The following is a 25611-nucleotide window of genomic DNA, read 5'->3' on the forward strand; positions in this document are numbered from 1 at the left end:
AATTGGATTTACAAGTTATGAAATGAAGCGATAAATAACAACTAATTGGTATTAATTTATGCGTGGCCGTTAATGGGGATTAAAAAAAAGCCGCAACTAATTTTGTTAATTACGGCTTTTGGAGGCATTTGTTTCTGCTTTAGTACTACTCAAATATTATTTTCCCGAAGTATTCCGGACGGTGATAATCGGGGTTCTTAGTCTCTATCGGGTTCCAGGTAACAAAATGAGGATCGGAAGTGGCGTCGCCGCATTTGTAAAAATTTGCTGTTGCCTGCAATCCATCCAGACTTGTTATTTTGTCAAAGGCAAAACATTGTATCGGTATACAAATCATCATTTCCCACAAAAAATCACCCGATTTTTCTTTGAACGGCTGAGTTCCGAGGCTCGATTCAATTTTAATCTTTCGAATGGTTTCGGGCAAAATGAAAGTACGCTGGCCTCGCCCCAGACCATACGCAATGTGGGGTGTGCCAATACAGTTAAATTCAAAATTGTAATAGTTAAGGTTGTCAAACGAGATAAAAAATTCAACCGTACTATCTTTATAAACATCGCCGTTGATTTGAGTAGTCTCAGCCAGAATATTTTTCTCCCGTACATAAAATTTTAGCCAAATCTCATTCCCGGTATGGGCCATCCTGAACTGAATCTTTGGCCGGTAAGGAAAAGTGTTTTTCCAGTTTAAAGTGGCAATATCTTCCAGGCTGGTGTATTTTTCAAGTAGCTTAGCTGCTTCGGCTATTGACAGTGTATTATTAGTTGCAATTTTTTTTACAATCAGATTTTTCATGCTCAAAATTTTCTTCAGTAAAGATGTTATTTTTCTCTGAATTTTGCGGCATAAGACTCTTATGCTAACCGGCAGCTTTTGTATATTTGGGGTTCTTTTAACAGGTGTAGTGCAGTAAATTTTGTTCTGCAGTTTATGCCGCTTTTTGTGAATCAACCTAATGGATCAGTTTGAGTTTGTAATAGCATTAACAGAACACCGTTATCTTGGAATGGTGTTTCAACCTTTTTTGATTGAAAAGCAAGAGCGGTTTTATGCTGTTGAGCGTTTGGTAAAACCACATGATTTAAGTGGTACGGATTACAATTTTAAGCCCTACGAAAAGGAATTGGTGCATTTAATAGAAAAATACAGCGACGAAGTATTAACCAAAAAATTCTCGCGGGCAGCAAGTGTTTCAGCCTTTTTTGCAACCTTAAAAAAGGGCTATTTCGAAAAACAGGTAACTCCTTTTATCGAAAAATGTATGATGCAGGTGTGCAGCGTTTTAATGCTGAGTCCGGTTCGGCTTTTCAGAAAACAGGCAAAATACTCGAATCTGTATGATGAGGATGAAATTGCCGTTCCTCCTCTTTTTGCGCGTCCGGAATTCGAGTTTGAACGTACAGCATCAGCTACCCGTTATAAACTGAGAATATTTCTTGAAGAAAATGAAATAACGCTTTCAGCCCGTACCATACAGGTGGTAACTAACGACCCCTGTTTATTACTTTACCGCAATCAACTGGTAGCTTTCGAAAAATTAAATGCAAAAAAGCTACTACCATTCTTTGAAAAAGACTTTGTAACAGTTCCAAATACGATTGAAGACAAATACTACTCGGGCTTTGTGCTGAATACCGTTCGCGATTATCACGTAAAAGCCCGGGGATTTAAAATACTTGATGCGGAAACGGGAAAAAAGGCAGTTTTATCGCTTGAAAATAACTTGCAGTACCAACCCTGTTTGGTGCTTACTTTTGAATATGGCGATGAGAAATTTGTACCCGGATCGGGGAGAAGGATTGCCGTAAGCCTTAAAAAGGAAAAGGATACTTTTGTGTATTCAAAAACTACACGCGATTTTGAATGGGAGAAAGAAGTGCTGCAATGCATACACCAAACAGGACTAAAAGAAGATAACGGTTCGTATACCATAAACGGGGTTTCCTTGCTGGAGCCACAAAATGCGCTCTATTTTTTTGTAAACTGGCTAAACAACAAACGGCCGGAACTTGAAAAACAAGGCATTAGGGTTCAACAGCAACATTTAGAGAAAAAATATTTCACCGGCACCCAGCAGTTAGAGCTTAAAACACAAACAAAAGGCGATTGGTTTGATGTTTATGCGGTTGTAAAATTCGGACAGTTTAGCATACCCTTTATTCAATTAAAAAAATATATCTTAAACGATATCAGGGAGTTTGAACTTCCTAATGGTGAAGTAGCAGTACTCCCGGAAGAGTGGTTTGCACGTTACAAGGGGCTTTTACCTTTTGGCAAACAACAAGGCGAGCATATTAAATTTGAAAAGCACCATTTTACACTTTTGCAAAATTCAATTCAGGAGGTAGATAAAGAGGTTAAACAGAAGTACCAGAAACTGGTTAATGCCGACATGGAACAGCCAGTTTTACCCACGAATTTAAAAGCCACACTGCGAAGCTACCAGGAAGAAGGTTTTAACTGGATGTATGGTTTGTATAAAAATGGCTTGGGCGGTTGTCTGGCTGATGATATGGGCCTGGGAAAAACCCTGCAAACGCTTACCCTTTTGTCGAAGTTAAAACGAATGAAACAGGGAATTGTGGTGCAGGATCCTTTTGATTCCAAGGGGCAGCACAATTTGTTTACCAGTGCATCTAAAACCGAATCAGTAGTGCAACCGGCAAGTTTAATTGTAGTACCAACGTCGCTGGTGCACAATTGGAGTAACGAAATTAAAAAGTTTACTCCGGCCTTAAAAATCTATCAGCATGTGGGAACACAACGTAAGAAAGCCGAGCAGCTCGATAAAATAACACCATACTACGATATTGTAATAACCACCTACGGAACGGTGCGCAATGATATTGACTTAATGCGTGCGACAGAGTTTTTCTACCTTATTTTAGACGAAAGCCAGTCGATAAAAAATTCTACCTCGAAAACCTACAAGGCGGTAATGGATTTAAAGGCCCGTTATAAGCTGGTTATTACCGGTACTCCCATCGAAAATTCGCTTTCCGATTTGTGGTCGCAAATGAATTTTTTGAATCCGGGCATGCTGGGCAACCTTTCGTTTTTTAAAAGAGCCTTTATTACGCCCATTGAAAAACATGCCAACGAAGAGCAAATGGATAAATTACAGCTCATGATCAGGCCATTTGTCTTACGCCGTAAAAAAGACGAGGTCGCCAAAGACCTGCCTCCCTTAATGGAGGAAATACGCATTTGTCCCATGGCCGGCGATCAACAAAAACTTTATGAACAGGAAAAATCGGTTATTCGTAACACCATCCTTTCAGCAATAGAAAAAGAAGGGGTTAAAAAATCGCAGTTTGTGGTTTTGCAGGGCTTAACAAAGCTGCGTCAGCTGGCAAATCACCCTACGCTGGCCGAAGCCACTGGCGATGCCCGGTCGGGTAAGTTCGACGAAATATTCAGGATGTTACGCAACCTGGTAGCCGAAAAGCATAAAGTATTGGTATTTTCGTCGTTTGTAACGCACCTTGAATTGCTGGAGAAAAGAATCGCCGAAGAACAATGGAAATATAGTAAGCTAACGGGACAGACTACAAAACGTGAAAAAGTAATTAGTCGTTTTCAGGAAGAAGAGGATAACCGTATATTTTTAATTTCGCTAAAGGCGGGTGGGGTAGGACTCAACCTTACCGAGGCTGATTATGTTTTTATAATTGATCCGTGGTGGAATCCTGCAGCCGAAAACCAGGCCATAAACAGGGCGCACCGAATTGGACAAAACAAGCACGTTTTTGTGTACCGTTTTATTACCGAAAACTCGATTGAGGAAAAAATACAAAAGCTGAAAGAGCGGAAAAGCTCGCTGGCTGATAAATTTATAAACTCTAATAATCCTTTTGAGCAGATTACTCAGGAAGACATTGTAGAATTGTTTAAGTAAGGAATCCAAAACTGCAGTAAAACAAATAAGCCGGGTGCCAACTTTTTATTGAAAACCTTACCTTCCCTTATCGTTTTTTATTCCGTACGTAAATCAATTTAAATTTACCCTTGTAACTGTCGCGCTGGTCAATTTCAAATTTTCCAATCGAATCAATTAATGGGGTTAGTTTTTCAAAACCATAATTCCGCGAGTCGAAATTAGCTTGTTTCTTTTGCAGCAAACTGCCTACATCGCCTAAAAAAGCCCAGCCATCTTCATCGGCCAGGTCTGATATGGTTGTTGAGATAAGCCGTATAACTTTTGGTGTAATGTTGTCGAAGCTACCTTTTTTCTCGGTTTTGTCGGCTACTGTATTTTCAATTTCTTTCGACCTGCCTTTTAAAATTTCGAGATAAATAAAACGGTCGCAGGCAACAATAAACGGGTCGGGAGTTTTTTTCTCACCAATCCCGATTACATGCATGCCAGCTTCGCGCAAACGAGTTGCCAGGCGGGTAAAATCGCTGTCGCTTGATACCAAACAGAAACCATTCACTTTCTCGCTGTATAAAATATCCATGGCATCAATAATCATGGCCGAGTCGGTGGCATTTTTTCCCGTTGTGTAACCGTACTGCTGTATCGGAGTTATGGCATTTTCAAGCAACAGGTTTTTCCATTTTGATAAACCCGGCTTGGTCCAGTCGCCATATATTCTTTTAATGGTAGGATTACCGTATTTGGCAATTTCTTCCATCATCTCTTTCAGGTAAGCTGAAGGAATATTATCTCCGTCAATCAGCACTGCAAGCATCAAATCTTTTCCCATAGCGGTAACTGTTTTGCTTTTTGCGAAGTTGCTTTCTTGTCAACTTTTAATCCGATAATTTTACATTCATCGCAATGGGGCCCTTATCGCCCTGACCCACTTCAAAGCTAACCCGGTTGCCTTCTTTTATGGTGCCTTCTACATTGTTGATGTGTACAAAAAGGTTTTGATTGTTTTGCAGGTTACGAATAAAACCATAACCTTTTTGTTCGTTAAAAAACGATACAATTCCTTTTTGTTCGCTCGGTTCTTCTTCTCCGTAACCTCCTTTTGGTACACTCACATCAATGTCTTCCGCTTTAATTTCTTCTTTGTCCGAAGGTTCAGGAGGCGTAGAGGTAATGTTTCCAAACTCATCAACATAGGCGATCATATCGTCCAGTCCCGAGTTGCTCTCACCTGCTTTGCGGGCTTGTCTTTTTGCTTCTTTTTCTTTTCGCTTTTTCTCTTGTTTTTTTCTTACTTCTTTTTTGTTAAATGATTCTTTTGATCTTGCCATGTAATAATTTGTATAATGATTTTAGCTAATTTGCCATAAAGATAAGAAATGCACAAATAGCTTATTAAAAAATTGCGTTGTTGTTTTAAGATAAGATTTAAAAAAAGAAGACAAAGTATCCAGAGCCGGGGGATTCGCAGATATGAGCTATTTTCCTAAACCTAAAACTAAAATCTGCCACAAAGGTACATTAATTTTAAAGATTTTAAAGCGCTTGCCCCTAACAAATGTTTACACGATACATTGGCTGACAAAAGCCTAAAATTCTTAAACCTGTTCGCTTTTTTAGCTATCTTTTACAATCCGAAGATTTCGGAAATTTTATCATACAGAGCTTAAGTTCAGTTAGCCTCAAGGCCTTCGTTTTTTGCATTAGAACACTCTTCCAATCTAACCTTAATGTTAAGTATCTGATATTTATGTTGTAAAGCAGGTTTGGGGATGAAGTTTCTTTTCATTCGTGTAATTGGTTAACTAATAATTCGTTGGGTAATAAAAAAGAATTATTTCTTTATTAAAACTTTCAAAATGAAAGAAAAAAGCTTTAAAAACTATCAAAACGAAAGTTAAAAATGGTTCTATGTGATTACGAAATTTATATTTGCAGGCTTTAAAAAATCAATTTAAATAAAAACCAGAAATGAACGAAGCTTTAAAATTAATGCTTACGGGCATGAGTACCGTGTTTTTTATCCTCATTATGGTAGTGGTTTTAGGTCGGCTCATTATTCAAATTACCAACCGGTTTTGGGCTGTTCCTTCGAAAGTATCGGCAGTTCAAACCAGTACTGTGGCAGAAATTGAGGCCAACAAACTGGCCGCTATTGTTTCGGCTGTTGAAATTACTACCCGCGGAAAAGGTAAAATAACATCGGTAGAAAAATTGTAAGTAAAGTTAACAGGTGCTACTTTTTTAAGCAACTTCCGGAGAAGGGATCCACTTTGAGAATGTTAACGGGAGAAATAATTAAGGCTTAGAAGTAAATGGTGCCTCAAAATTTTCCATAAACCAAAAATAATCAGTAATGAACAAGGAGATTAAATTTAGTTTGCTGTATAGAGACATGTGGCAATCATCGGGGAAGTATGTTCCCAAAGTAGAACAGTTAGAGAAAGTTGCACCAGCAATTATCGATATGGGGTGTTTCGACAGGGTTGAAACCAACGGTGGTGGATTTGAACAGATTAATTTACTTTTTGGCGAGAATCCGAATATTGCCAATCGCAGATGGACACAACCGTTTAACGATGCAGGTATTCAGACGCACATGTTGGAGCGTGCTTTAAACGGTATTCGTATGAGCCCGGTACCGGCTGATGTGCGTAAACTAATGTTTAAAGTAAAGAAATTGCAAGGCACCGATATTGCCCGTTCGTTTTGTGGATTGAACGATCCGCGCAACCTGGAGAACTCCATTAAGTTTGCCAAAGAAGGAGGAATGATTTCGCAGGCAGCTTTGAGTTTAACCATTTCGGAAGTGCATACGGTGGAATATTATACAAACCTGGCCCATACCTTAATTGAAATGGGTGCCGACGAAATTTGTGTAAAAGATATGGCCGGTATTGGTCGTCCGGCGTTTATCGGTAAAATCATAAAAAACATAAAATCAGCTCATCCAAAAACTACGGTGCAGTACCATGGTCACTCAGGCCCGGGTTTCTCAATGGCAAGCATTTTAGAGGCTGCACGTGCCGGGGTTGATTATGTTGATGTAGCCATGGAACCACTATCGTGGGGTACAGGCCACGCCGATGTATTGGCTGTTCAGGGCATGTTAAAAGATGCCGGTTTTGCTGTTAAAGAAGTAAACATGAAAGCTTACATGGAGGTACGCGCGATGACGCAGGAGTTTATCGACGATTTTCTGGGCTACTACATCAACCCGAAAAACCGCCATATGAACTCCCTGTTGATTGGCTCAGGACTACCCGGAGGAATGATGGGGAGTTTAATGGCCGACCTGGGTAATAACCTCGAGAGTTTAAATAAGTGGCTGACTAAACGTAATAAACCAACTTTAAGCCAGGACGACCTGCTAATTAAGTTGTTTGAAGAAGTAGAATATATCTGGCCAAAACTGGGCTATCCGCCTTTGGTAACTCCATTTAGCCAGTACGTTAAAAACCTGGCACTAATGAATGTGTTGCAGGTAATTAAAGGCCGCGAGCGCTGGAGTATGATTGCCGATAATATTTGGGATATGATTATCGGTAAATCAGGAAAGCTACCCGGAGAATTGGCTCCTGAAATTAAGGAGCTGGCCAAAGAAAAAGGAAAAGCATTTTTTACCGGCGTTCCGCAAGAGCAGTATCCTGATAACCTGGACGTGTTCAGAAAAGAAATGGACGACAATGGTTGGGATTATGGTCAGGACGACGAAGAATTGTTTGAATTAGCGATGCACCCCGAGCAGTATCGTGCTTACAAATCGGGTAAAGCAAAAGCCGATTTTGAGGCCGATCTGGCAGAAAAGAAAGCTGCAAAAGATCCAAAACTACAGAAAGTTGAGGTGCCGGCAGGTGCTTTCGAGCCAAAATCGATGGTAATTGATGTGAATGGCGAGAAATTTAAAGTTGGCGTTAGCTATAACGATATAGTGGCGGCAGGTTCAAATGGAAATGGAGCGGGCAACCAGGCAGCCAAAGTAGAAGCTGCGCCAGCTGCAAACAGAAATGTGGCTGCTGAAGTGATTGCCCCGCTTGAAGGAAAGTTTATGTTAACAAAAGATACATCGGAAAAAGCATTAAAAGTTGGCGATACGGTTAAAGAAGGTGATTTGATTTGCTATATCGAATCGATGAAAACCTACAATGCTGTTGTGGCTGAAAACGATGGTACCGTGCTTGGTATTTTAAAGGCCAACGGCGACAATGTGGATGAAGACGATGTTTTGGTACAACTGGCATAAAACTATTTTATGGATATTTTATCAGAACTGTTTAACATGACTGCGCTTGGCGAAATCACCTGGCAAACTTTAATAATGTGGGCGATTTCGTTTGTACTGCTTTACCTTGGAATAAAAAAAGGCTACGAGCCGCTGTTGCTAATTCCTATTGCCTTTGGTGTGTTGCTGGCCAATTTTCCGGGCGGACAAATGGGGGTTGTAAACCCCGAACTGATTGAGCTGGAAGGACACCGGTATATGAACCTGTTTGAAATTGCGCACGATTACGGGATTATGAATTACCTGTATTATTCGTTAATTAAAACCGGCTTGCTGCCTCCGGTAATTTTTATGGGGGTGGGCGTTTTAACCGATTTCGGTCCCATGCTGCGTAACCTGAAACTGGCCTTGTTTGGTGCCGCTGCACAGATCGGTATTTTTTCGATTTTGCTGGGGGCTATTGCTGTTGGTTTTACACCTCAGGAAGCTGCTTCGCTGGGTATTATTGGAGGTGCTGATGGCCCAACCGCTATTTACACTACCATTAAACTGGCTCCGCACTTGCTTGGTCCTATTGCTATTGCCGCGTATTCGTACATGGCACTGGTGCCTGTAATTATTCCGTTGGTTTCAAAGTTGTTTATCACGAAGAAGGAGTTTACCATCAACATGAAACAAATGGAAAAAAAGTACCCGGCAAAATACGAGATCAAGAATATGAAAGCTGCCAAGATAATTTTCCCTATCGCTTTGGGAACACTGGCTGCTGTTTTGGTTCCGTCGTCGGTGCCGCTGTTGGGTATGCTGTTATTTGGTAACCTTATTAAAGAGGTAGGGGCGTCGACAAGCCGTTTGGCAGATGCCGCACAAGGACCGATTATGAACACTGCCACTATTTTTCTTGGATTAACCGTAGGGGCTACAATGACTGCCGAAGTTTTCCTTTCGGCTAAAACCCTGGGTATTGTGGTTGGTGGTTTTGTAGCCTTCGCAATTTCGATTGCCGGTGGTATTTTTGCGGTAAAATTGTACAACCTGTTCAGTAAGAAAAAAATTAACCCGCTTATTGGTGCCACCGGATTAAGTGCTGTGCCTATGGCCTCGCGCGTGGCCAACGAGCTGGCACTGAGATACGATAAAAAGAACCACATTTTGCAATACTGTATGGCCAGTAACATCTCGGGTGTAATTGGCTCGGCTGTTGCTGCAGGTGTGCTTATTTCGTTTTTAATGTAGAATACTTTAGTTATATTTTATATAGAATTTGATTTCGGGGAGGCCGCAAGGTTTCCCCTTTTTTAGTGTGGTACAGGTAGTGAAAAATGCAAAAAATGTTTGATTAACTAAGGCAGTACACTGGCTCATCTGACGATTTCTTTACCAAGATCAACCTGGAATTTTATAAAATAGATTTTCGGAATGTGATAAAAGACAATAAATGATGGCAGAAATTAACGAACTTAATAGCCTGAAATTTCAACTAAAATGAAAACTACATTCTTGTATGTGATAATGGGGTGCATGCTGGCAAGTGCCTTTGGCTGTGTACCCAAAACAAAACCTGAACCCAACCCATCGTTAAAAATAAAAGCCTATACTCCTAAATCATCGGATAAAATTATTAACCGGGCCGATTATTATAAAAAATTGCAGGGTTTTTGGCTGGGTACCTGCATTGCCAACTGGACCGGGCTAGTTACCGAGATGGACAAGATTGGAAACATTGGCGAATTAAAAACCGGCGATTTCTACACCCGCCATCACTGGGGAAGACCCGATGAACCAAGTATTTGGGGAGCGGGCATTCCGAGTAACCTTTCGCCAACAATAAATTTTGTGTTTGCTGAACCTGACAGTATTTGGGGCGCCGATGATGATACAGACATTGAGTATATCTACCAGGAGTTGCTGCTAAAACACCAAAACTCGGTGCTAACGGGCAAACAAATTAGGCAAGGGTGGTTGGCACACATAAAGCACGACGAAGAAAATTTTTTGTGGGTAGCCAATCAAAAGGCTTTTGATTTAATGCAGGAAGGCTTTGTACCACCAGCTACCGGTAATCCTGAGAATAATCCGGAATATGAAATGATTGATGCACAATTAACAACCGAAATTTTTGGGCTGTTGGCACCGGCCCGGCCCGATATTGCTTTAAAAATGGCGCTTCTGCCCATACAAACCACAGCCCGTGAAAACAGCCAGTGGATTGCAGAATTTTATGTAAAGATGTTTTCGTTGGCTTCTGCAGTTGATGAATCGTGGACAATGAAGGAAAAAATATTCTGGATGGCAGAACAAGCCAAAACCTGCCTGCCCGACACCTCGTATGCCCATGCCATGTATCATTATGTTTTGCAAAAATACAACGAGAATATCAGTTGGGAGCAAGCCCGCGATTCGGTTTATTACCGTTACCAGGTTGCTCAGCTCGATGGCTATAACATGACCGCCCAAAACAAATACTGTAATGCCTGTTTTGCTGCGGGAATTAACTTTGCCGCCAGTTTAGTGAGCTTGTTTTATGGAGAAGGAGATTTACTTGAAACCATTAAAATAGGAACCCTTGCCGGTTGGGATTCAGATAATCCAACGGCCACGTGGGGTGGCCTAATCGGGTTTATGATGGGGAAAACCGCAATTGAAGAGGCTTTTGACAGAAAGTTTTCTAACCAGTTTAATATCCATCGTACCAGGGTAGGCTTCAAAATAACGGAATTGATAATTTTGAAAATATGGCGCGTAAAGGCATTTGGGTAATCGACAGAGTTGTTCAGGACGAAATGAATGGAGGTGTGGACTGTGAAAATAACCGTTGGTACATTCCGTCCGGCAGTTAGCCTCTCTGTTTTGTTTAGCTTAAATGTTTACTTAGGGTTGCCAGCAGGATTTCTTTGGTAAGCGGTTTGCTTATAAAATCGATGCAACCGGCTTCCAGCGCTTTTTCCTTGTCTTGTTTGGTAACGTAGGCCGTTTGGGCTACAACCTTAAGCTGGGCCTGAATGGATTTTATGCGTCTAGTAACCTCATAGCCGTCAATGTCGGGTAAGCCAATATCCATTAAAACCAGGTCGGGTGTCATGGTTTTTACCAGCTTAATTGCTTCTTCTCCATTTTTCGAGTGGAACAACTGTAAGCCTTTATCCCGAAGAATATGCTGGATGTAACGTGCGTTATCAAGGTTGTCTTCAACCAACAATATGGCGTGTTTGTTAAATCGGTATTCTTGTTGTTTTTCGAGCAATTCTTTCGTGGTTTTCGGTGCTTCCCCCTTTACCAAAGGAATGGTAAAATAAAAAGTGGTACCCCTTGCTTTTCCGTTCTTTTCATCTTCGGTAGTTGATTCAAGCCAAACTTTTCCGTTTAGTAAATTGGTTAAGCCTTTAACTATTGAGAGGCCCAGACCGGTTCCGCCATAAAGGTTTTTCTTATCATTGTGCAACTGGGTAAAGCGTTCGAAAATGGTCTCTTGCTTTTCCCGGGGAATACCAATACCTGTATCGCTCACAAAAAACTCGATAGTGTTGTTTGTAATGGTGTAGCCTACTTCAATTTTTCCCTCGTCGGTAAATTTAAAAGCGTTACTAATCAGGTTTATTAAAATTTGTTGCAGTTTTCCTTTGTCGGTAAAAATTGGGGCATTGTTGTCGGCTACTGTTTCCAACTTAAATTCAATGTGGTGTTTATCGATGTGTCGTTGGTACTCTATAAAAAAGATTTTAAGTTCAGTAAAAAGATCACTCAGGTTGAAGGATTCGTTTTTAACTGTTAACTGCCCTGCTTCAATTTTTGCAATATCCAAAATATCGTCGATAATTTTTAGCAGGCTGTTGCAGCTTTGGTTAATAATCTCCGAGAATTGTTGCAACTGTTCCTTGTTGTCGTATAAATCTGTCATTAACGACGAGAAGCCCATTATGGCATTCATTGGTGTGCGAATTTCGTGGCTCATATTCTGTAAGAATGCCGTTTTTAAGCGGTTGCTTTCTTCTGCCTGTTCTTTGGCGAGTATCAGCGCTTTTTCTGCCGTTTTACGTTCGGTAATATCCTGAATTACCGAGTGTAGTACTTCTGTGTCGTTAATTTGCAATTTACTGCTAAACACCTCAATATCGCGTATTGTACCATCTTTTAAACGGTGTTTAAATTCAAAGCGATTTTTTCCTTTTTCGCGAAGCTGATTTATTTTGAGGTTAATTTCTTTAGCCGATAGGGTGTTGAGGTCTTCGAGCTTCATTTGTTTTAATTCATCACGAGACCATCCGTAAAAAGCAGAGGCCGATTTATTGGCATCAATAATTTTACGGGTATTTACATCTATCAGCAATTTAACTGCCGAGTGATCCTCAAAAAGCCGGCGAAACTTCTCTTCGCTTTGCTGCAATATTTTTTCAGCTTTTTTTCGTTTGTTTTCTTCCTTTAATACCGTGCGCACTTGTGCCAGCGAATAAAAGTAAAAGGCAAATGCGATAAACAGGATAATTAAAACAATAAATATGCGGTTGCGAAAACGTGTAAGTGCATAGTAAATATCCGACTCTTGCGAGGATATGAGAATAGTCCAGTAAGTATTTTCAAGTGGTGTACGATAATAACTGATGTATTGCTCACTAAATTCCGGTTTCTCGTTACCATTTTTTTTCCGGTGAATACTTTTTAAAGCACCGCTGTTATTTTGTGCAATGGCATCAAGCAGTTCTTTTGCCATTTTATCATGCTGCATGTTTTCAAGAAAGGGCCTGCCCAAATGTCCGGATGTAGAACAGTAAATTTCTGTGCCGTTTTCGCTAAGTAGCCAGGCCTGCGTGTTGCCTCTGGTCTTTATATTTCCCAGGTATTGTTCGCCCAGGTTATTCATTGGAATAAGAATGGCGAGACTCCCGGCAAAAGTATTGTTTTCGAAAACAGGTACGTGGCAGGCAATACTTAAATAACCTTGTACCGACATAAATACATCGCTTATTACGGGCTTGTGGGAGGCAAGTATTTGCTTTACATGCTCCTGGTAAGAGATATCATTTCCGATTGCCGATTCACTGTAAGGAAAAGTAGATTGAATTATTCCCGCAGAATCGATTCGGGTAATGGCTGCAATAATGTCGGCATGAGTTTCAAAATAATCTTTCAGAATCTTTTCACTCGTTGCCGACGATTGAATAATATCATCGAGTTTTGCCAAAAATGACAGATCGGCTTTTGATCGGTGAAAAAAGCTGGTAATACCCTGCGATGCGGTTTGCGCAAGAATAAGTTGCTCTTTATTAAATTCGTTTATGGTACGTGCTTTTATGCCACGGTAAACAATAAAGTAGGCCACCGAAAATAAAATTATCAGCAACGGGATGAGCAGATAACGATGCAGGGATCTAAATGTTCTCAATGCGGAGTTCAGCATGCTTTCTGTACTTTTAGCTATTACATCACTGTAACAGATTTAATGGCTTGTAATTCAATGCCTAAAACTAAACAGAAAACCAATACTATGCAAGAAGGTAAATGTAAAATAAACAAATGATTTATTACATTTATTTCACCGCCATTTCAAAAACAAGCTTGCCGCCAGCCAATATTTGTTCGTGCGTGATATAAGGCTCAGTATGCAATTCTCCGTTTAATTTTATTGATTTTACCAATACATTCTCAGCACTATTATTTGTGGCCTGTATGGTAAATGTTTTTCCGTTGGGCAGATTAATGGTTGCATTTTGTACCGATGGACTCCCCAGGTAGTAAATTCCGTTTGCCGGGTTTACCGGGTAAAAACCCATGGAGGCAAAAACATACCATGCCGACATTTGACCGCAATCTTCGTTGCCACAATAACCATCGGGTTTATTGGAATATTGGGTGTCAATAATCTGGCGAATGTATTTTTGTCCTTTTTGCGGTTCATCGGTAAAATTATACAGAAAAGGTACATGGTGGCTGGGTTCGTTACCATGCGCGTATTGACCGATCATCCCTGTACTGAAAATGGGCAGCTTATCATCCGGCTCCGGATAGTAGGTAAACATGCTGTCAAGTAGGCTTGTAAAACGTTCGGTTCCCAATGTATCGCGAAAGCCTTCGATATCGTGTTGTGCAGCAAACAGGTAATGCCAGGCATTACTTTCGCAATAAACATTGGTGTAGGCTTTGGCGCTAAACGGTTCTAAGAATTTTCCGGCATAATCTTTTGCACGGAAAAAGTTTGTTTTTCCATCGTAAAGATTTTTCCAGTTGTCGGCTCTTTGCATAAACAGTTGGTAATCTTTCTCCTTGCCTAGTGCTTTTGCAAATTGTGCAATACACCAATCGTCGTAGGCATACTCCAGGGTTTTTGAAACCGACCAGTTTTCTCCTTCTTCATTAAACGGGACATAACCAAGTTCACGGTATTGAATCATTTCTTCGGTATTGTTCATTCCCGAGGCAAGGCAGGCCTCAAAAGCTTTTTGAGCATTCATCGGAATGCCTTTGAAATAGGCATCAACAATAACGGGTACGGCATGGTAGCCAATCATCATATTTGTTTCGTTTCCGGCTAACGACCAAACGGGGAGTAACCCGGTTTCGTCGTAGTGAGCAAGCATCGATTCTACCATGTTCGTTACCTCGTCGGGGCAAATAATAGTATACAGCGGGTGAGCAGCACGGTAGGTGTCCCACAACGAAAAAGTATCGTAGCGCTTAAATTCGTTTGCTTTTTGTATTTTTTGATCAGCACCTTTGTATTCTCCGTCAATATCGCTTAACAGGCTTGGTGTAAGAAATAAATGATAGAGATTGGTGTAGAACACTTCTTTCTGGTAATCGCTTCCATCAATTGTAATCGTTGCCAGTTTTTCTTCCCATTTCTGATCGGCAGTTCTTCTTACGGCATCAAAATCCCAATGATTTAACTCGGCCTGCAGGTTTTTACGTGCACCTTCAACCGATGCCGATGACAGTGCCACTTTTATTAAAACCTGTTCGCCCTCATTGTTGCTGAAAGTGGTCTCAAAACGTGCCCTTTTTCCATTTACGGTTTGTTCTTCAGCAGTAAGATCAGTTGCCGGAGAGAGTACTGCATTTTTGAATGGTTTTGAGAATTTGGCAACATAATAAACGTGTTGAACCGGCGCCCAACCCCTTGATTTACGAACGCCTGAAATGGTGCTGTCGTTTTCAATTGTTATTACAGTTTCTGTAGGTGCATCCCAGTTTAAAGCATAACCAAGGTCAAGAATAATTTTACTGGCGCTGTCCTTCGGGAAAGTGTACCGATGCATGCCAACACGCTCGGTTGTGGTCAGTTCCGCTTTAATGCCTGAACTTTCCAAAAGTACTTTGTAATAGCCGGGAGAGGCCTCTTCATTTTCGTGACTGAATTTGGAGTAGGGGCGGTAAGCTTTTTGATCGGGCCACAAATCGTTGGTAAAACGCGAGTTGGTTGGAAACAAAAGCAGGTCGTACATGTCGCCGGCACCTGTTCCACTCAGGTGGGTATGCGAAAAGCCTGCAATGGTAGAGTCGGGCCAGAAATAGCCTGCAATACGATCCCAGCCCGGTAATCCGTTGTCGGGGCTTAGTTGTACCATTCCAAAAGGTACTACTGCTCCGGGGTAGGTGTTTCCCGGGCCATCGGTGCCAACAAAGGTGTTTACGTAATGGTTTCGTTTTTCAGTTTCCTGCGTTTCTCTTTTAGAACAGGCGAATACCGTTATTGCCAGAAATATGATTAATAGTTGTTTCATTGTTTCATTTTTTTGTTTAATCCTTGGTTCGCGAACAAAATACTGTTTTTGCTTTAAATGATTTTCCTTCTTTTGTGGTGTAAGCAACATTTGCATTTTATTGCTTTATTTCCAAAACTCCACCTTTAACCAAATCGGCATGGTTGATAAAGAATGATTTTTGTTTTTTATTATTAAACACGATGTTTTTTATTGATTTGCCCGGGCCACTTTTTCGAATGATAATTTCACTGCCCGGGTAAAAATCAGGATCAAGCTGAATCTTTACTTCCTCAAATACCGGAGAGGAAATGGCGTAATTCATATCGCCGGGTAAAACCGGGTAAATACCCATCATGGCATAAACAATCCAGGTCGACATGGTTCCGGTGTCGTCGTTACCGGGCAATCCGTCAGGCGTATTTTTAAAGTAAGCGGCCATTAACCGGTTCAGCTCTTTCTGGGTGCGCCACTCTTCGCCTTTTACAAAGTTAAACAACCAGGGATAATGAATGTCGGGCTCGTTTGCCATGTCAAAATGCCCTTCATCAAAAATGGCTTGCAGTTTCTTTACAAATTCTTTTTCTCCACCGTTTAAGGCTATCATGCCATCTATATCGTGGTGTGCACAAAAGGTATATTGGTAGGCATTTCCTTCGTGAAATCCGGGGCTTGGCTCAAAATTTTCTCCCTGGCGTGGATTAAAGTCGGGCAAAAAATCCCCGTTGTCAAGTTTTGGCCTGATCATTTCAAAATCGGGGCAAAAGTAATTTTTGTAACCTCGTGATTGGTTTAAAAAGCGCTTGTAATCTTCCTCTTTCCCAAGGTCTTTTGCCAGCTGGGCCAGGTTCCAGTCGGCAATATAATATTCCAGGGCGTGCGACACCGAATTGTCGTATTTTTCCTGTAAAGGCACATAGCCATGAGCGTGGTAATGATCAATATCGGGCCGTAATTTGTTCTCGGCACCAGTGGTTGTTGCCGATTTGTACATAGCCTCGTAAGCTTTCTCAATATCAAAATCACGAATTCCCCGAAACCAGGTGTCAACAATAACCGGAATGGCGGGGTCGCCTTCCATAACATGTGTTTCGGTGCTGTTAAGTTCCCAGCGGGGAAGCCACCCACTTTCGTCGTACATTTCAATCATCGATTGCACCACATTTAATTGCTGCTGCGGAAATGCCAGGCTTAAAAACGGGTGTAGATTACGGTAGGTATCCCAGAGCGAAAACACGGTGTAACGTTCTCCATTAGGATGAATGTGTGTTTCAAACGACTCCATAGCCGGATATTGCCCGTTTACGTCACTTAAAATATTTGGGTGTATTTGAATGTGGTACAGACCAGTGTAAAAAACTGTTTTCTGATCGTCGGTACCACCTTTTACCGTAATGGTTGAGAGGGCATTATTCCATTTTTCGCTTGCCTGTTTGCGAGTGGCCTCAAAATCAAAATTAGAGGTTTCGTGATTCAGGTTCAGCCGAGCATTTTCAATGCTAACGTATGAAATGCCAACTTCTACAAGTATCTCTTCATTGGCACTTGTAGTAAAGGTAAACCAGCTTCCAATGCTGTCGCCCGACATTTCTGCCCCGTAATTTTTATAATATTTTATTTTGTTGCTGGTAGCCGACCAGGCAGCCTCAGGGCCCATCTCTGGCATTTTTTTCCACACACCATAGGCTTGCGCAGGTTTGTTAAAACGGGCCACAAAATAAACCGGACGCTCGGTGCCGTCGTTGTAACAAAAAGTTCCGGTCATGCGCCACCCCTCTATTTCCTGGTTATTCACAATTTTTACCGAGGCCCCGCTTTCGTTGGTTAAGCCATTACCCAAATCAATAAGAATATTTGATTGCCCGGCCGGGAAGGTAAAACGACTGATTCCGCTGCGTTCAGTTGCCGATACCTCGGTTTTTATATTGTATTTATTCAAGAAAGTTGAATAGTAGCCCGGATGTGCTTCTTGTTGGCTCATTTCAGAACCATATTCCCGGTGGTTACCATTTATCTCGCCAGTAGTTGGCATTAAAAGAATCACTCCCAATTCAGGGCAACCAACTCCACTCAGGTTAACGTGCGAGTAGCCGGAAAAATATCGGTTATCCCACGAGTAGGGAGTCGACCACCATCCATCGTCTTTGTCGCGCTTGTTTAAAGGCGAGTTGCCACTTACGTTAAAGGGCACTACCGATACCATTCCGCGTGGTACTACCGCACCCGGATTAGTGGTTCCGTAGTTGGTTGTTCCGATAAAAGGATTTACCCATTCAACAGGCGACTGTGCAACACCTTGTTCAGCGTTTAGAAAAAAGATACAGGCAAAAAGGGCCAGCCAATGGTAGTTAATCTTTCTTAGAATATTCATTTATCAACCTCAGTTTTTAAATATTTTATAAAGTGCAAATATAAACATATCTTTATCCTAATAAATCAATTAAACAAATAATCATGTATAAGTTAATTACAATTATTACTGCGTTTGTACTAATTATCGCTTGTGTTCCTGATAAAACTTCAAGAAATGAGGCCGATGAGCCGGCAACAAACATTATGGCTTATTATATGCCGCGTGATGGTTACCAGCCTGCTGAATTACCGCTGGAGAAACTTACTCATATTATTTTTAGCTTTAGTAAGGTTATTGATGGCGAAATGAAGTTCAGGAATGAGGAGTCGGGGAAAATACTGGAACAATTGGTGGCGCAAAAGGCCGATCATCCGAATTTAAAAGTGATGATTGCATGCGGAGGCTGGGGAGCTGATGGTTTTTCGGATGCGGTTTTTACACCCGAAAGCCAGGATAAGTTTATAACCAGCACCATTGCTTTTATTGAAAAATACCAGTTGGATGGCGTAGATATCGACTGGGAATACCCGGCAATTGCCGCAGCAGGAACTAAGGCCCGACCCGAAGACAAACAAAACTTTACCCTTTTAATGAAAGGCCTGCGCGAAGCTTTGGATAAGTTAGACCAACCTCAAACCTTAACTTTTGCTTCAGCCGGCTGGAAACGCTACTACAAAAATGTGGAGCTTAACGAGGTGATGAGATATGTTGATTATATGAATGTAATGACCTACGATCAGGCCGGAGGAGGAAATCGTTTTACCAATCATCACACGGCGCTCGGGCATCGTAGTTTAAAAGATATCAGCCAAACACCGTTGGGCGAGGCCATGCAGCAGCGAAATAAAGAGTTGCCCGAAGATGCTGAGCTATGGGAGCCTCAATCGGCAGAAGAGATAATTCGATTTTGTATTCAGGAAGGAGTTAAACCGCAACAGATCGTGTTGGGAGCCGCTTTTTATGGTCGCGGATGGAAAGGTGTTCCGCCAGTAACCCATGGCTTGTACCAGCCTAATACCGGACCTGTCAGCGGAGGAACATCATACGCTACCCTGCTTACTGATTTTAGTCCGGAGCAAGGTTACGAAAAACATTGGGATTCCGTAGCACAAGCTCCTTTTCTATTTCATCCGGGAGATAGTGTTTTTGTAACATTCGACGACACTACATCGGTAAAGCTAAAAACAAAATATGTGCTTGAAAACAAACTGGGCGGTATTATGTTCTGGCAACTGAGCAGCGACAGCAAGGATGAAAACAGTTTATTGAAGGCCATTTTTGATGAGGCAACAGGAAACTAAAAAGCTGTTTTAATTCTTCGTGTTTGATTATTAACTTAGCTGCGCAATACAATCAGACAAATGGAAGATTACCAGGTTCTCTTTAACTATTTTGAAAAAATTACCGGACGTGCGCTTGAAAACAGCGAGAAACAGGAGCTTGCTGCAGTTTTCAGAAAAGAACAGTTTAAGAAAAAAGAGCTCGTTATGAGTGCCGGAGAATTGAATACCCGCCACTATTACATTGAAAACGGCTTGCTGCGCATGTATATCATCGACCAAAGTGGTAAAGAGTTTAACATTCTTTTTGCGAAAGAGCGACAGTGGTTAGGCGACCTGGGTACACCTTCTGCAACTTCGTATTTTATGGATGCCCTCGAAAAAACCAGCGTATTTTCCGTTGATGAGGAAGGATTTCAGTCACTGGTTGAAAAATATGTTGAACTGGCTTCAAATATTCGCAGATCATATGTTTTTCTGCAAAAGCGTTTTGTTTCCATTTTATCAAAAACTGCCGAAGAAAATTACGAGGAGCTGCTTCAAAACGATCCGGAACTGATTCAACGCTTACCACAATATCACATTTCCTCTTATTTAGGGGTAACTCCTGTTTTTTTAAGTAAGATTATTGCCCGTCGTGTTCGTAAAAAAGACTAATAAGTGTTTTTCTTAAACTAGTTTATTTTTTTCGCTTTCAATACGCCGTATGTTTGTACTGAAAATTAGTTGTAAACATTAAACAGAAATTGAAAATGAAAAAATTAGTAACAGTATTCGCAATTATTATTGCAATAGGAACTTCGGCCTTTGCGGCCGATGCAAATGCCGACAAATCGGTTTATAAAGTTGATACCAATGCCAGTAAGGTGTATTGGACCGGTAAAAAAGTAACAGGCGAACATACCGGCTACCTGAATTTGAAAGGTGGCGAGGTACATGTTAAAGACGAAAAAGTTGTAGGTGCACAGATTAAAATTGATGTACAATCAATTGAAGTAACCGACCTGAGCGGCGAATGGAAAGACAAGCTGGTTGGCCACCTGAAATCAGACGATTTCTTTTCGGCAGAAAAACACCCGGTAGCAACATTTGCCATAAAAACCGTTGACGCTACAGATAAAGGTTACCAGGTGGTTGGCGACCTCACCATTAAAGGAATTACCAAGCAGGTAGCTTTTCCGGCAGAAGTAAAAGTTGACGGAAGCTCGGTAAGTGCCACGGGTACAGCAACCATTGATCGTACCGAATATGACATCCGTTATGGTTCTGGTAAATTTTTCAGCGACCTGGGTGATAATATGATCAATGATAATTTCGAGATTACGTTTGAACTGAAAGCTACGGCAGCCAATTAAACAGTTCAACAATATAAAGCCATAAAACAATAAGCAAGGTTTCGGAGAAGAAGGAGACGAAAGGGACAGACCTTTGGGGGAGGGAACCTTGGCCGGTGTCAGCAAACGTTTTTTAAGCCTTGCAAGGCACCGGTATTTTTTTACCCAAATTGCAACAACTTCCTCATTAAAAATTAGACCTTAAAAAATTAGAAAGAGAAAACGATGAAAACAGTTTTATACCGAGCCGATAGCAGGGGCTATGCCAATCACGGTTGGCTGGAGGCCCGGCATACTTTTAGTTTTGCGAATTATTTTAACCGCGAACGTATGAATTTTGGGGTACTTCGGGTGCTTAACGACGACAAAATTGATGGCGGACAAGGCTTTGGAATGCATCCGCACGATAACATGGAAATTATTACCATTCCGCTTGAAGGTGACCTGGAGCATAAAGATAATATGGGCAACGAGGCAGTTATTCGTGAGGGCGATGTGCAGGTGATGAGTGCCGGAACCGGTGTTTACCACAGCGAGTACAATCATAATCCAGACAAAGCATTAAAGCTTTTCCAGATTTGGTTGTTCCCGAATAAGCAAAATGTACAACCGCGTTACGATCAGATTTCTATTCGCGATGTGGCAATACCTAACCGCCTTTACCAGATACTATCGCCAAATCCCGATGACCAGGGGGTGTGGATTCATCAGGATGCCTGGTTTTACCTTGGGAATTTCGAGGCCGGAAAAACCGACAGCTATACCCTGAAGCGCGAAGTTAACGGACTGTTTGTTATGGTGATTGACGGGCAAGTAACCATTTCAGGAAATAAATTGTCGGCTCGCGATGCACTGGGGATTTGGGAAATGAATAAAATTGAGGTGGAGGCTACTAGTGATGCACGGATTTTATTAATGGATCTGCCTATGCAAGTAAAATAAACCGGAAAGAACAGAAATATGGAAAATCAAAAGAAATATACTATTCATCCGCTTTTGGAGAAAAGATGGAGCCCCCGGTCCTTTTCAGCGGAGCCGGTATCAGCGGAGGATGTAAACAAAATTTTTGCCGGGGCATCGTGGGCGGCCAGTGCCATGAATGAACAGCCCTGGCAATATGTGTATGCCTTGCGCGGAACTCCGGGATTCGATACCTTATGGGCATGTTTACTGCCCGGAAATCAACCCTGGGCAAAAAAAGCAGCCGCACTTTTTGCTTCATTGCAACGAAATACCTACGAGAAAAATGATAAACCAAATAGGTTTGCCTTGCACGATGTGGGTATGGCCAATGCCCAGCTTTTACTTCAGGCGGGTGCCAAAGGTATTTACGGACACCTGATGGGCGGTTTCGACAGCGAAAAGTTATCGACGGTATTAAACCTGAAGGAGAATGTTAGTCCGGTATGTATGGGGGCGCTTGGCTATTTGGGCGAGCCCGACGATTTGGAAGAACCCTATCGTTCGAGAGAGTTAGCACCACGTACACGAAAAGCGCTTGAGGAGTTTGTTACTAAACTATAAGTTAAGCAAAACGAGATGGAGCTGAAAACAGTTGGCTTATGGCACGCTGAACTTGATTCAGTATCTTGTTTAGTTAAGAACAAAGACCCTGAAAACCGTTTGATTTGAAGTACTTTGGCTACTAACTCTCAACTCCGCCCCGTATAAGTGAATTACGAGTGTCCCTTAACCACAATCATCATTATTTTCAGGTTCAGTCGAAAAAAATTATAAAGCTGAACGAGGAAACAAGTTCGCCAAAAACGTGTCCAGCGTGTAGGAACCGGCGGGTAAAATTCATCTTTATAAGCGGTAGTAATTCTATTTTGTTTTTCCATGATTTATTTTTTTGTTTCGGGTTGCCAGCTACGAGCTGCGCGCCCTGCCTGTAAATAATTCTTTAACGGCAATTTTACATTTTATCAGTTTTTTAAGGTCAACTCAGTCCTTCAGTCCTCCAATCCCTGAGTTCTTCAACTATTCCGGCAAAAGCCACCAAAACGGATAACCTTTGGCTTTATGCAAAAACATGTAATGCAGAAAGAGTTTTATCCAGTGGCCGGCAGTACCAATTTCGCCAACTGTTGAATTAATATCTCGACCCCATTCCGGGTATTTCTCCCAATCGGGAACTACCGGCGATACCGTCATTGTAGCACCGAGTCCTTTGGTCATGCTGTAACCGGCCGACACAATGCAGGCAGCCCCCATGCGTCCCATGTTAGCGGTATGTTTATGCTCAAACGTTCCTTTTTTAATTCCTTCGGCAATATTTTGAGCCACAATTTTACCGATAACCCCCGATGGCATTCCGGTACGTGGTGGTGCCGGGAAAATGGCACGTCCGCCGGGGCTTTTCATGGGTTTAGAAATAGAGTGGGGTGGTGCAAAAGCAATACCCGTGGCGTACATATTGGGGTAAGCCGGACTCTGGTAGGTTTGTGGCCAATCGTTTATGCTCCACTCTTCAAATGGTTTCGGATTATAATCGGCATCCACTTTCATAAAACCGTTGGGCGCAAAAACCTTTTGGGTAATGTCTTCGCCCTGTTTGTCGAAGGCCTTAAAAGGTTGCCCCGAGAAACCGGGAATAAGCATGGCAAAATCAAATTCAATCGATTTTTCTTCACCGTCAAGTGTTTCATAAATGGCTTTTCCTGGCTCTACTTTAAACACTCCGGCGCGTTTTATCCATTTAATATTGTTTTCGGCAAACACCGATTCGGTAAATACTTTGGTAGAGGTAACATAGCCACCGCGTTTTACAAAGGCGCCTCCCATTCCAAAATCGCCCACTTCGTATTCGTTCGATATCCAGGTAATTTCGGCCAGGTGTAACAATTTTCTTCTTCCCAACTCAAAGGCAATATTCAGGGCGTACTCAAAAGCTGCACCCTGGCAGGTCGCCATGGGATGTCCTGTGCCAATCAGAAAGCGCTGCTTTTCGCCCTTTTTCATTTTTTCGATGCTTTTGTCCAGTTCCTCCCAGGCATGTGCAGCATGGTCGTACGAGCACACCGAAACCGTATTTTTCCCCGGTCCGAGGCCTTCGGTAGCTTCAAAATTCAATTTCGGTCCCGTGGCATTTACCAGGTAGTCGTACTCTATTTTTCCGCTTTGTCCCCTTTTGTCTTCCGAGGTATATTCAATGTCAACAAAGGCTGTATTTGATGTTGCATCACCCTCAGGATGAATGGCTGTTGCTTTGGCCTGGTGAAAGTTGATGCCCCAGCGTTTATATACTTTTTGCAGTTTAAAACGTACCTGGTCGACACTCATTCGGCCAACCCCCACCCAAATGTTCGAGGGTATCCATTGGTAATACTGGCTGGGCGATACTACAATTACATCGTGTTTTTTACCCAGTTTTTTTTTGAGAAATGCTGCTGCGGTGTGTCCGGAGATTCCGGCACCGAGGACTACTACCTTCATAAGATCAGAATTTTTGAGTTTTGCTAGTTAAACAAAAAGTTATCTATGAAAGTTTCAAAATTAGCACTGCTAATTTCATGTTGTTGAGCACTTTATGTGATAAGGGTTACAGGGTGCCTTTATACCGGTGGCAAACATTTGGTCTCTTTAAAACGGCAAATAATGTGATGTTTGTTTTGGCGGCATACGGAAAACAACCCCGAGTAATGAATTTTGTCGAGCGTTTTGGCTCGTGGCTGATGCCCGTCTTCAATAATAAGATAGCCCTGAAATTTTAGCATACGTGCAAATTCTGCAAGTAATTCGTCGGGTTTTTCCACCATATGAAACATGTCGAGGGCATAAATTACATCAACCGAATTGTTGGGAATTGCGCAAGCGTACCCTTTTGCCTGGAACACTTCTACATTTTGCAGTTGGTGTTGTTCAATTTTTTCGTGAGCCATTTTTACGGCCATAGGGTGAATATCAACCGCAAGCACTTTGCCGTTGGGGCCAACCGTTTCGGAGGCCTTTTTTATGTAACGTGCCGGTCCGCAACCGTAATCAACAACAACTTGTCCGGCTTTTATGGGCAGGCGTTTAAAGTTTCGTTCCGACTGTTTTCCCAATACATCCGAAATACGCATTAAAAAGGTCATGAGTTGAAAAAAGAAATTGGGCATTTGCTCGCGGCGGCTGCCGTAACGGGCAGTTTTGGTTGTTTTTTCCTGTGTTTTCATCTGTTAATAATTAGTTTTTCAATTGCCAGATGCAACTCACAAAACTAATTTTATCATGGTCGTTTTTGGCTAATGATAAAATTAGTCATGTTCGTTTCATACTATTAAAATTGTTTATTTTCAAAGGTATAGTATGGAACTCGCTTGTTTTAATTATGTTTTTGGGTGTAATAATTTTACATGCTCGTTTCATTTTTTGTTAATTGTTTTTGGCTGAAACAAAGGTAGATAAGTTGGTGGAAATGAAATTATTTTTTTGCTGAACAGGGGAGATTTGTCGGTGAAAGGGGAGCGTTGGGCTGTTTGTTCGGAGTTATTTGAACAGCGTCTTTCCTCAGTTTGGCAAAGCTATCCCCAGGGGGCACGAAATTCGCCCCCATTTTCACAAGACCATCCCCCGAGGGCACGAAACCATCCCCGAGGGGCAAGAAGCAATCCCCCATTTTCACAAGACCATCCCCTGGGGGAACGGGAAGAACCCCAGGGGGCGCAAAACAATCCCCTGTTTTCGCAAAGCTATCCCCAAGGGGCGCAGACCAATCCCCAAGGTGCGCAAAGTAAAAAAACAGGGGCACAAGCCATGCCCCAGGTTCGATTTTCTTCGTCCCCCTTGGCGAAGGGGGAATAAAAGGGGGATTGACTGATTTTACACGTTTTTACAATCTCAATCCTCCGACTCCTGCGGAGCCACCT

19 protein-coding genes are annotated in these 25611 nt (G+C 41.9%); 10 read left to right on the plus strand and 9 right to left on the minus strand.

The genetic code is table 11. The annotated features are described in order from the left end of the window. Positions 1-145: 145 nt before the first annotated feature. Complete coding sequence (locus tag QZ574_RS13655; protein ID WP_297090422.1) at positions 146-796, minus strand: carbohydrate-binding family 9-like protein; 651 nt, start codon at positions 794-796, stop codon at positions 146-148. Positions 797-956: 160 nt separating this feature from the next. Here QZ574_RS13655 and QZ574_RS13660 point away from each other — a divergent pair, with 160 nt between their 5' ends. After that, positions 957-3899, plus strand: coding sequence for a DEAD/DEAH box helicase (locus QZ574_RS13660; protein WP_297090424.1), 2943 nt, complete (start codon positions 957-959; stop codon positions 3897-3899). 67 nt (positions 3900-3966) lie between these two features. Here QZ574_RS13660 and QZ574_RS13665 read toward each other — a convergent pair whose 3' ends face one another. Both QZ574_RS13665 and QZ574_RS13670 read right to left on the minus strand, forming a co-directional pair. Continuing rightward, positions 3967-4710, minus strand: coding sequence for an NYN domain-containing protein (locus QZ574_RS13665; RefSeq protein ID WP_297090426.1), 744 nt, complete (start codon positions 4708-4710; stop codon positions 3967-3969). 46 nt (positions 4711-4756) lie between these two features. Next, positions 4757-5209 carry a cold shock domain-containing protein gene (locus QZ574_RS13670; RefSeq protein ID WP_297090428.1) on the minus strand — a complete coding sequence of 151 codons (453 nt, stop codon included), beginning with the start codon at positions 5207-5209 and terminating at the stop codon, positions 4757-4759. Between the two features lie 640 nt (positions 5210-5849). Between QZ574_RS13670 and QZ574_RS13675 the strand changes: the two genes are divergently transcribed. From QZ574_RS13675 to QZ574_RS13690, 4 genes are all read left to right on the plus strand, one after another. Next, on the plus strand, positions 5850-6098 hold the full coding sequence (locus QZ574_RS13675) for an OadG family protein (protein ID WP_297090430.1): 249 nt from the start codon (positions 5850-5852) through the stop codon (positions 6096-6098). Between the two features lie 136 nt (positions 6099-6234). After that, a complete protein-coding gene (locus QZ574_RS13680) occupies positions 6235-8121 on the plus strand; it encodes a biotin/lipoyl-containing protein (protein ID WP_297090432.1) in 1887 nt (628 codons plus the stop codon). A 9-nt stretch (positions 8122-8130) separates the two neighbouring features. Then, positions 8131-9336: a sodium ion-translocating decarboxylase subunit beta gene (locus QZ574_RS13685; RefSeq protein ID WP_297090434.1), complete on the plus strand. Its 1206-nt coding sequence runs from the start codon at positions 8131-8133 to the stop codon at positions 9334-9336. A 249-nt stretch (positions 9337-9585) separates the two neighbouring features. Next, positions 9586-10860, plus strand: a complete 1275-nt coding sequence (locus QZ574_RS13690; RefSeq protein WP_297090436.1) for an ADP-ribosylglycohydrolase family protein — start codon at positions 9586-9588, stop codon at positions 10858-10860. A gap of 94 nt (positions 10861-10954) precedes the next feature. Here QZ574_RS13690 and QZ574_RS13695 read toward each other — a convergent pair whose 3' ends face one another. From QZ574_RS13695 to QZ574_RS13705, 3 genes are all read right to left on the minus strand, one after another. Next, positions 10955-13495, minus strand: a complete 2541-nt coding sequence (locus tag QZ574_RS13695) for an ATP-binding protein (protein WP_297090438.1) — start codon at positions 13493-13495, stop codon at positions 10955-10957. A gap of 130 nt (positions 13496-13625) precedes the next feature. Further along, entirely contained in the window at positions 13626-15815 is a 2190-nt protein-coding gene (locus QZ574_RS13700; protein ID WP_297090439.1) for a GH92 family glycosyl hydrolase, read from the minus strand. 97 nt (positions 15816-15912) lie between these two features. Further along, positions 15913-18165: a GH92 family glycosyl hydrolase gene (locus QZ574_RS13705; protein WP_297090441.1), complete on the minus strand. Its 2253-nt coding sequence runs from the start codon at positions 18163-18165 to the stop codon at positions 15913-15915. 83 nt (positions 18166-18248) lie between these two features. Between QZ574_RS13705 and QZ574_RS13710 the strand changes: the two genes are divergently transcribed. The 5 genes from QZ574_RS13710 (at position 18249) to QZ574_RS13730 (ending at position 22285) form a co-directional block, all read left to right on the plus strand. Next, positions 18249-19448 carry a glycoside hydrolase family 18 protein gene (locus QZ574_RS13710; protein ID WP_297090443.1) on the plus strand — a complete coding sequence of 400 codons (1200 nt, stop codon included), beginning with the start codon at positions 18249-18251 and terminating at the stop codon, positions 19446-19448. A gap of 60 nt (positions 19449-19508) precedes the next feature. Further along, complete coding sequence (locus tag QZ574_RS13715) at positions 19509-20084, plus strand: Crp/Fnr family transcriptional regulator (protein ID WP_297090446.1); 576 nt, start codon at positions 19509-19511, stop codon at positions 20082-20084. A gap of 95 nt (positions 20085-20179) precedes the next feature. Next, the gene (locus QZ574_RS13720; protein WP_297090448.1) at positions 20180-20782 is read left to right on the plus strand and encodes a YceI family protein; all 603 of its coding nucleotides are present in this window, start codon (positions 20180-20182) and stop codon (positions 20780-20782) included. 204 nt (positions 20783-20986) lie between these two features. Then, positions 20987-21703, plus strand: a complete 717-nt coding sequence (locus QZ574_RS13725; protein WP_297090450.1) for a pirin family protein — start codon at positions 20987-20989, stop codon at positions 21701-21703. A gap of 18 nt (positions 21704-21721) precedes the next feature. Next, the gene (locus QZ574_RS13730) at positions 21722-22285 is read left to right on the plus strand and encodes a nitroreductase family protein (protein WP_297090452.1); all 564 of its coding nucleotides are present in this window, start codon (positions 21722-21724) and stop codon (positions 22283-22285) included. A 152-nt stretch (positions 22286-22437) separates the two neighbouring features. Here QZ574_RS13730 and QZ574_RS13735 read toward each other — a convergent pair whose 3' ends face one another. The 3 genes from QZ574_RS13735 to QZ574_RS13745 form a co-directional block, all read right to left on the minus strand. Further along, positions 22438-22602 (minus strand): hypothetical protein, encoded by a 165-nt coding sequence (locus tag QZ574_RS13735; RefSeq protein ID WP_297090454.1) that lies wholly within the window; start codon positions 22600-22602, stop codon positions 22438-22440. A gap of 139 nt (positions 22603-22741) precedes the next feature. Further along, positions 22742-24196 carry an FAD/NAD(P)-binding oxidoreductase gene (locus QZ574_RS13740; RefSeq protein ID WP_297090456.1) on the minus strand — a complete coding sequence of 485 codons (1455 nt, stop codon included), beginning with the start codon at positions 24194-24196 and terminating at the stop codon, positions 22742-22744. Between the two features lie 119 nt (positions 24197-24315). After that, on the minus strand, positions 24316-24918 hold the full coding sequence (locus tag QZ574_RS13745; protein ID WP_297090458.1) for a class I SAM-dependent methyltransferase: 603 nt from the start codon (positions 24916-24918) through the stop codon (positions 24316-24318). Positions 24919-25611 lie beyond the last annotated feature (693 nt).

The sequence above is a fragment of the uncultured Draconibacterium sp. genome, assembly GCF_913063105.1.
In the GTDB taxonomy this organism is placed as follows: domain Bacteria; phylum Bacteroidota; class Bacteroidia; order Bacteroidales; family Prolixibacteraceae; genus Draconibacterium.

What these genes read in the sequence shown, in the direction of transcription:
- QZ574_RS13660 (WP_297090424.1), top strand. Translation starts at nt 957, where the DNA reads ATGGATCAGTTTGAGTTTGTAATAGCATTAACAGAACACCGTTATCTT.
- QZ574_RS13695 (WP_297090438.1), bottom strand. Translation starts at nt 13,495, where the DNA reads ATGCTGAACTCCGCATTGAGAACATTTAGATCCCTGCATCGTTATCTG.
- QZ574_RS13690 (WP_297090436.1), top strand. Translation starts at nt 9,586, where the DNA reads ATGAAAACTACATTCTTGTATGTGATAATGGGGTGCATGCTGGCAAGT.
- QZ574_RS13720 (WP_297090448.1), top strand. Translation starts at nt 20,180, where the DNA reads ATGAAAAAATTAGTAACAGTATTCGCAATTATTATTGCAATAGGAACT.
- QZ574_RS13710 (WP_297090443.1), top strand. Translation starts at nt 18,249, where the DNA reads ATGTATAAGTTAATTACAATTATTACTGCGTTTGTACTAATTATCGCT.
- QZ574_RS13740 (WP_297090456.1), bottom strand. Translation starts at nt 24,196, where the DNA reads ATGAAGGTAGTAGTCCTCGGTGCCGGAATCTCCGGACACACCGCAGCA.
- QZ574_RS13680 (WP_297090432.1), top strand. Translation starts at nt 6,235, where the DNA reads ATGAACAAGGAGATTAAATTTAGTTTGCTGTATAGAGACATGTGGCAA.
- QZ574_RS13665 (WP_297090426.1), bottom strand. Translation starts at nt 4,710, where the DNA reads ATGGGAAAAGATTTGATGCTTGCAGTGCTGATTGACGGAGATAATATT.
- QZ574_RS13685 (WP_297090434.1), top strand. Translation starts at nt 8,131, where the DNA reads ATGGATATTTTATCAGAACTGTTTAACATGACTGCGCTTGGCGAAATC.
- QZ574_RS13705 (WP_297090441.1), bottom strand. Translation starts at nt 18,165, where the DNA reads ATGAATATTCTAAGAAAGATTAACTACCATTGGCTGGCCCTTTTTGCC.
- QZ574_RS13735 (WP_297090454.1), bottom strand. Translation starts at nt 22,602, where the DNA reads ATGGAAAAACAAAATAGAATTACTACCGCTTATAAAGATGAATTTTAC.
- QZ574_RS13670 (WP_297090428.1), bottom strand. Translation starts at nt 5,209, where the DNA reads ATGGCAAGATCAAAAGAATCATTTAACAAAAAAGAAGTAAGAAAAAAA.
- QZ574_RS13745 (WP_297090458.1), bottom strand. Translation starts at nt 24,918, where the DNA reads ATGAAAACACAGGAAAAAACAACCAAAACTGCCCGTTACGGCAGCCGC.
- QZ574_RS13700 (WP_297090439.1), bottom strand. Translation starts at nt 15,815, where the DNA reads ATGAAACAACTATTAATCATATTTCTGGCAATAACGGTATTCGCCTGT.
- QZ574_RS13715 (WP_297090446.1), top strand. Translation starts at nt 19,509, where the DNA reads ATGGAAGATTACCAGGTTCTCTTTAACTATTTTGAAAAAATTACCGGA.
- QZ574_RS13725 (WP_297090450.1), top strand. Translation starts at nt 20,987, where the DNA reads ATGAAAACAGTTTTATACCGAGCCGATAGCAGGGGCTATGCCAATCAC.
- QZ574_RS13675 (WP_297090430.1), top strand. Translation starts at nt 5,850, where the DNA reads ATGAACGAAGCTTTAAAATTAATGCTTACGGGCATGAGTACCGTGTTT.
- QZ574_RS13730 (WP_297090452.1), top strand. Translation starts at nt 21,722, where the DNA reads ATGGAAAATCAAAAGAAATATACTATTCATCCGCTTTTGGAGAAAAGA.
- QZ574_RS13655 (WP_297090422.1), bottom strand. Translation starts at nt 796, where the DNA reads ATGAAAAATCTGATTGTAAAAAAAATTGCAACTAATAATACACTGTCA.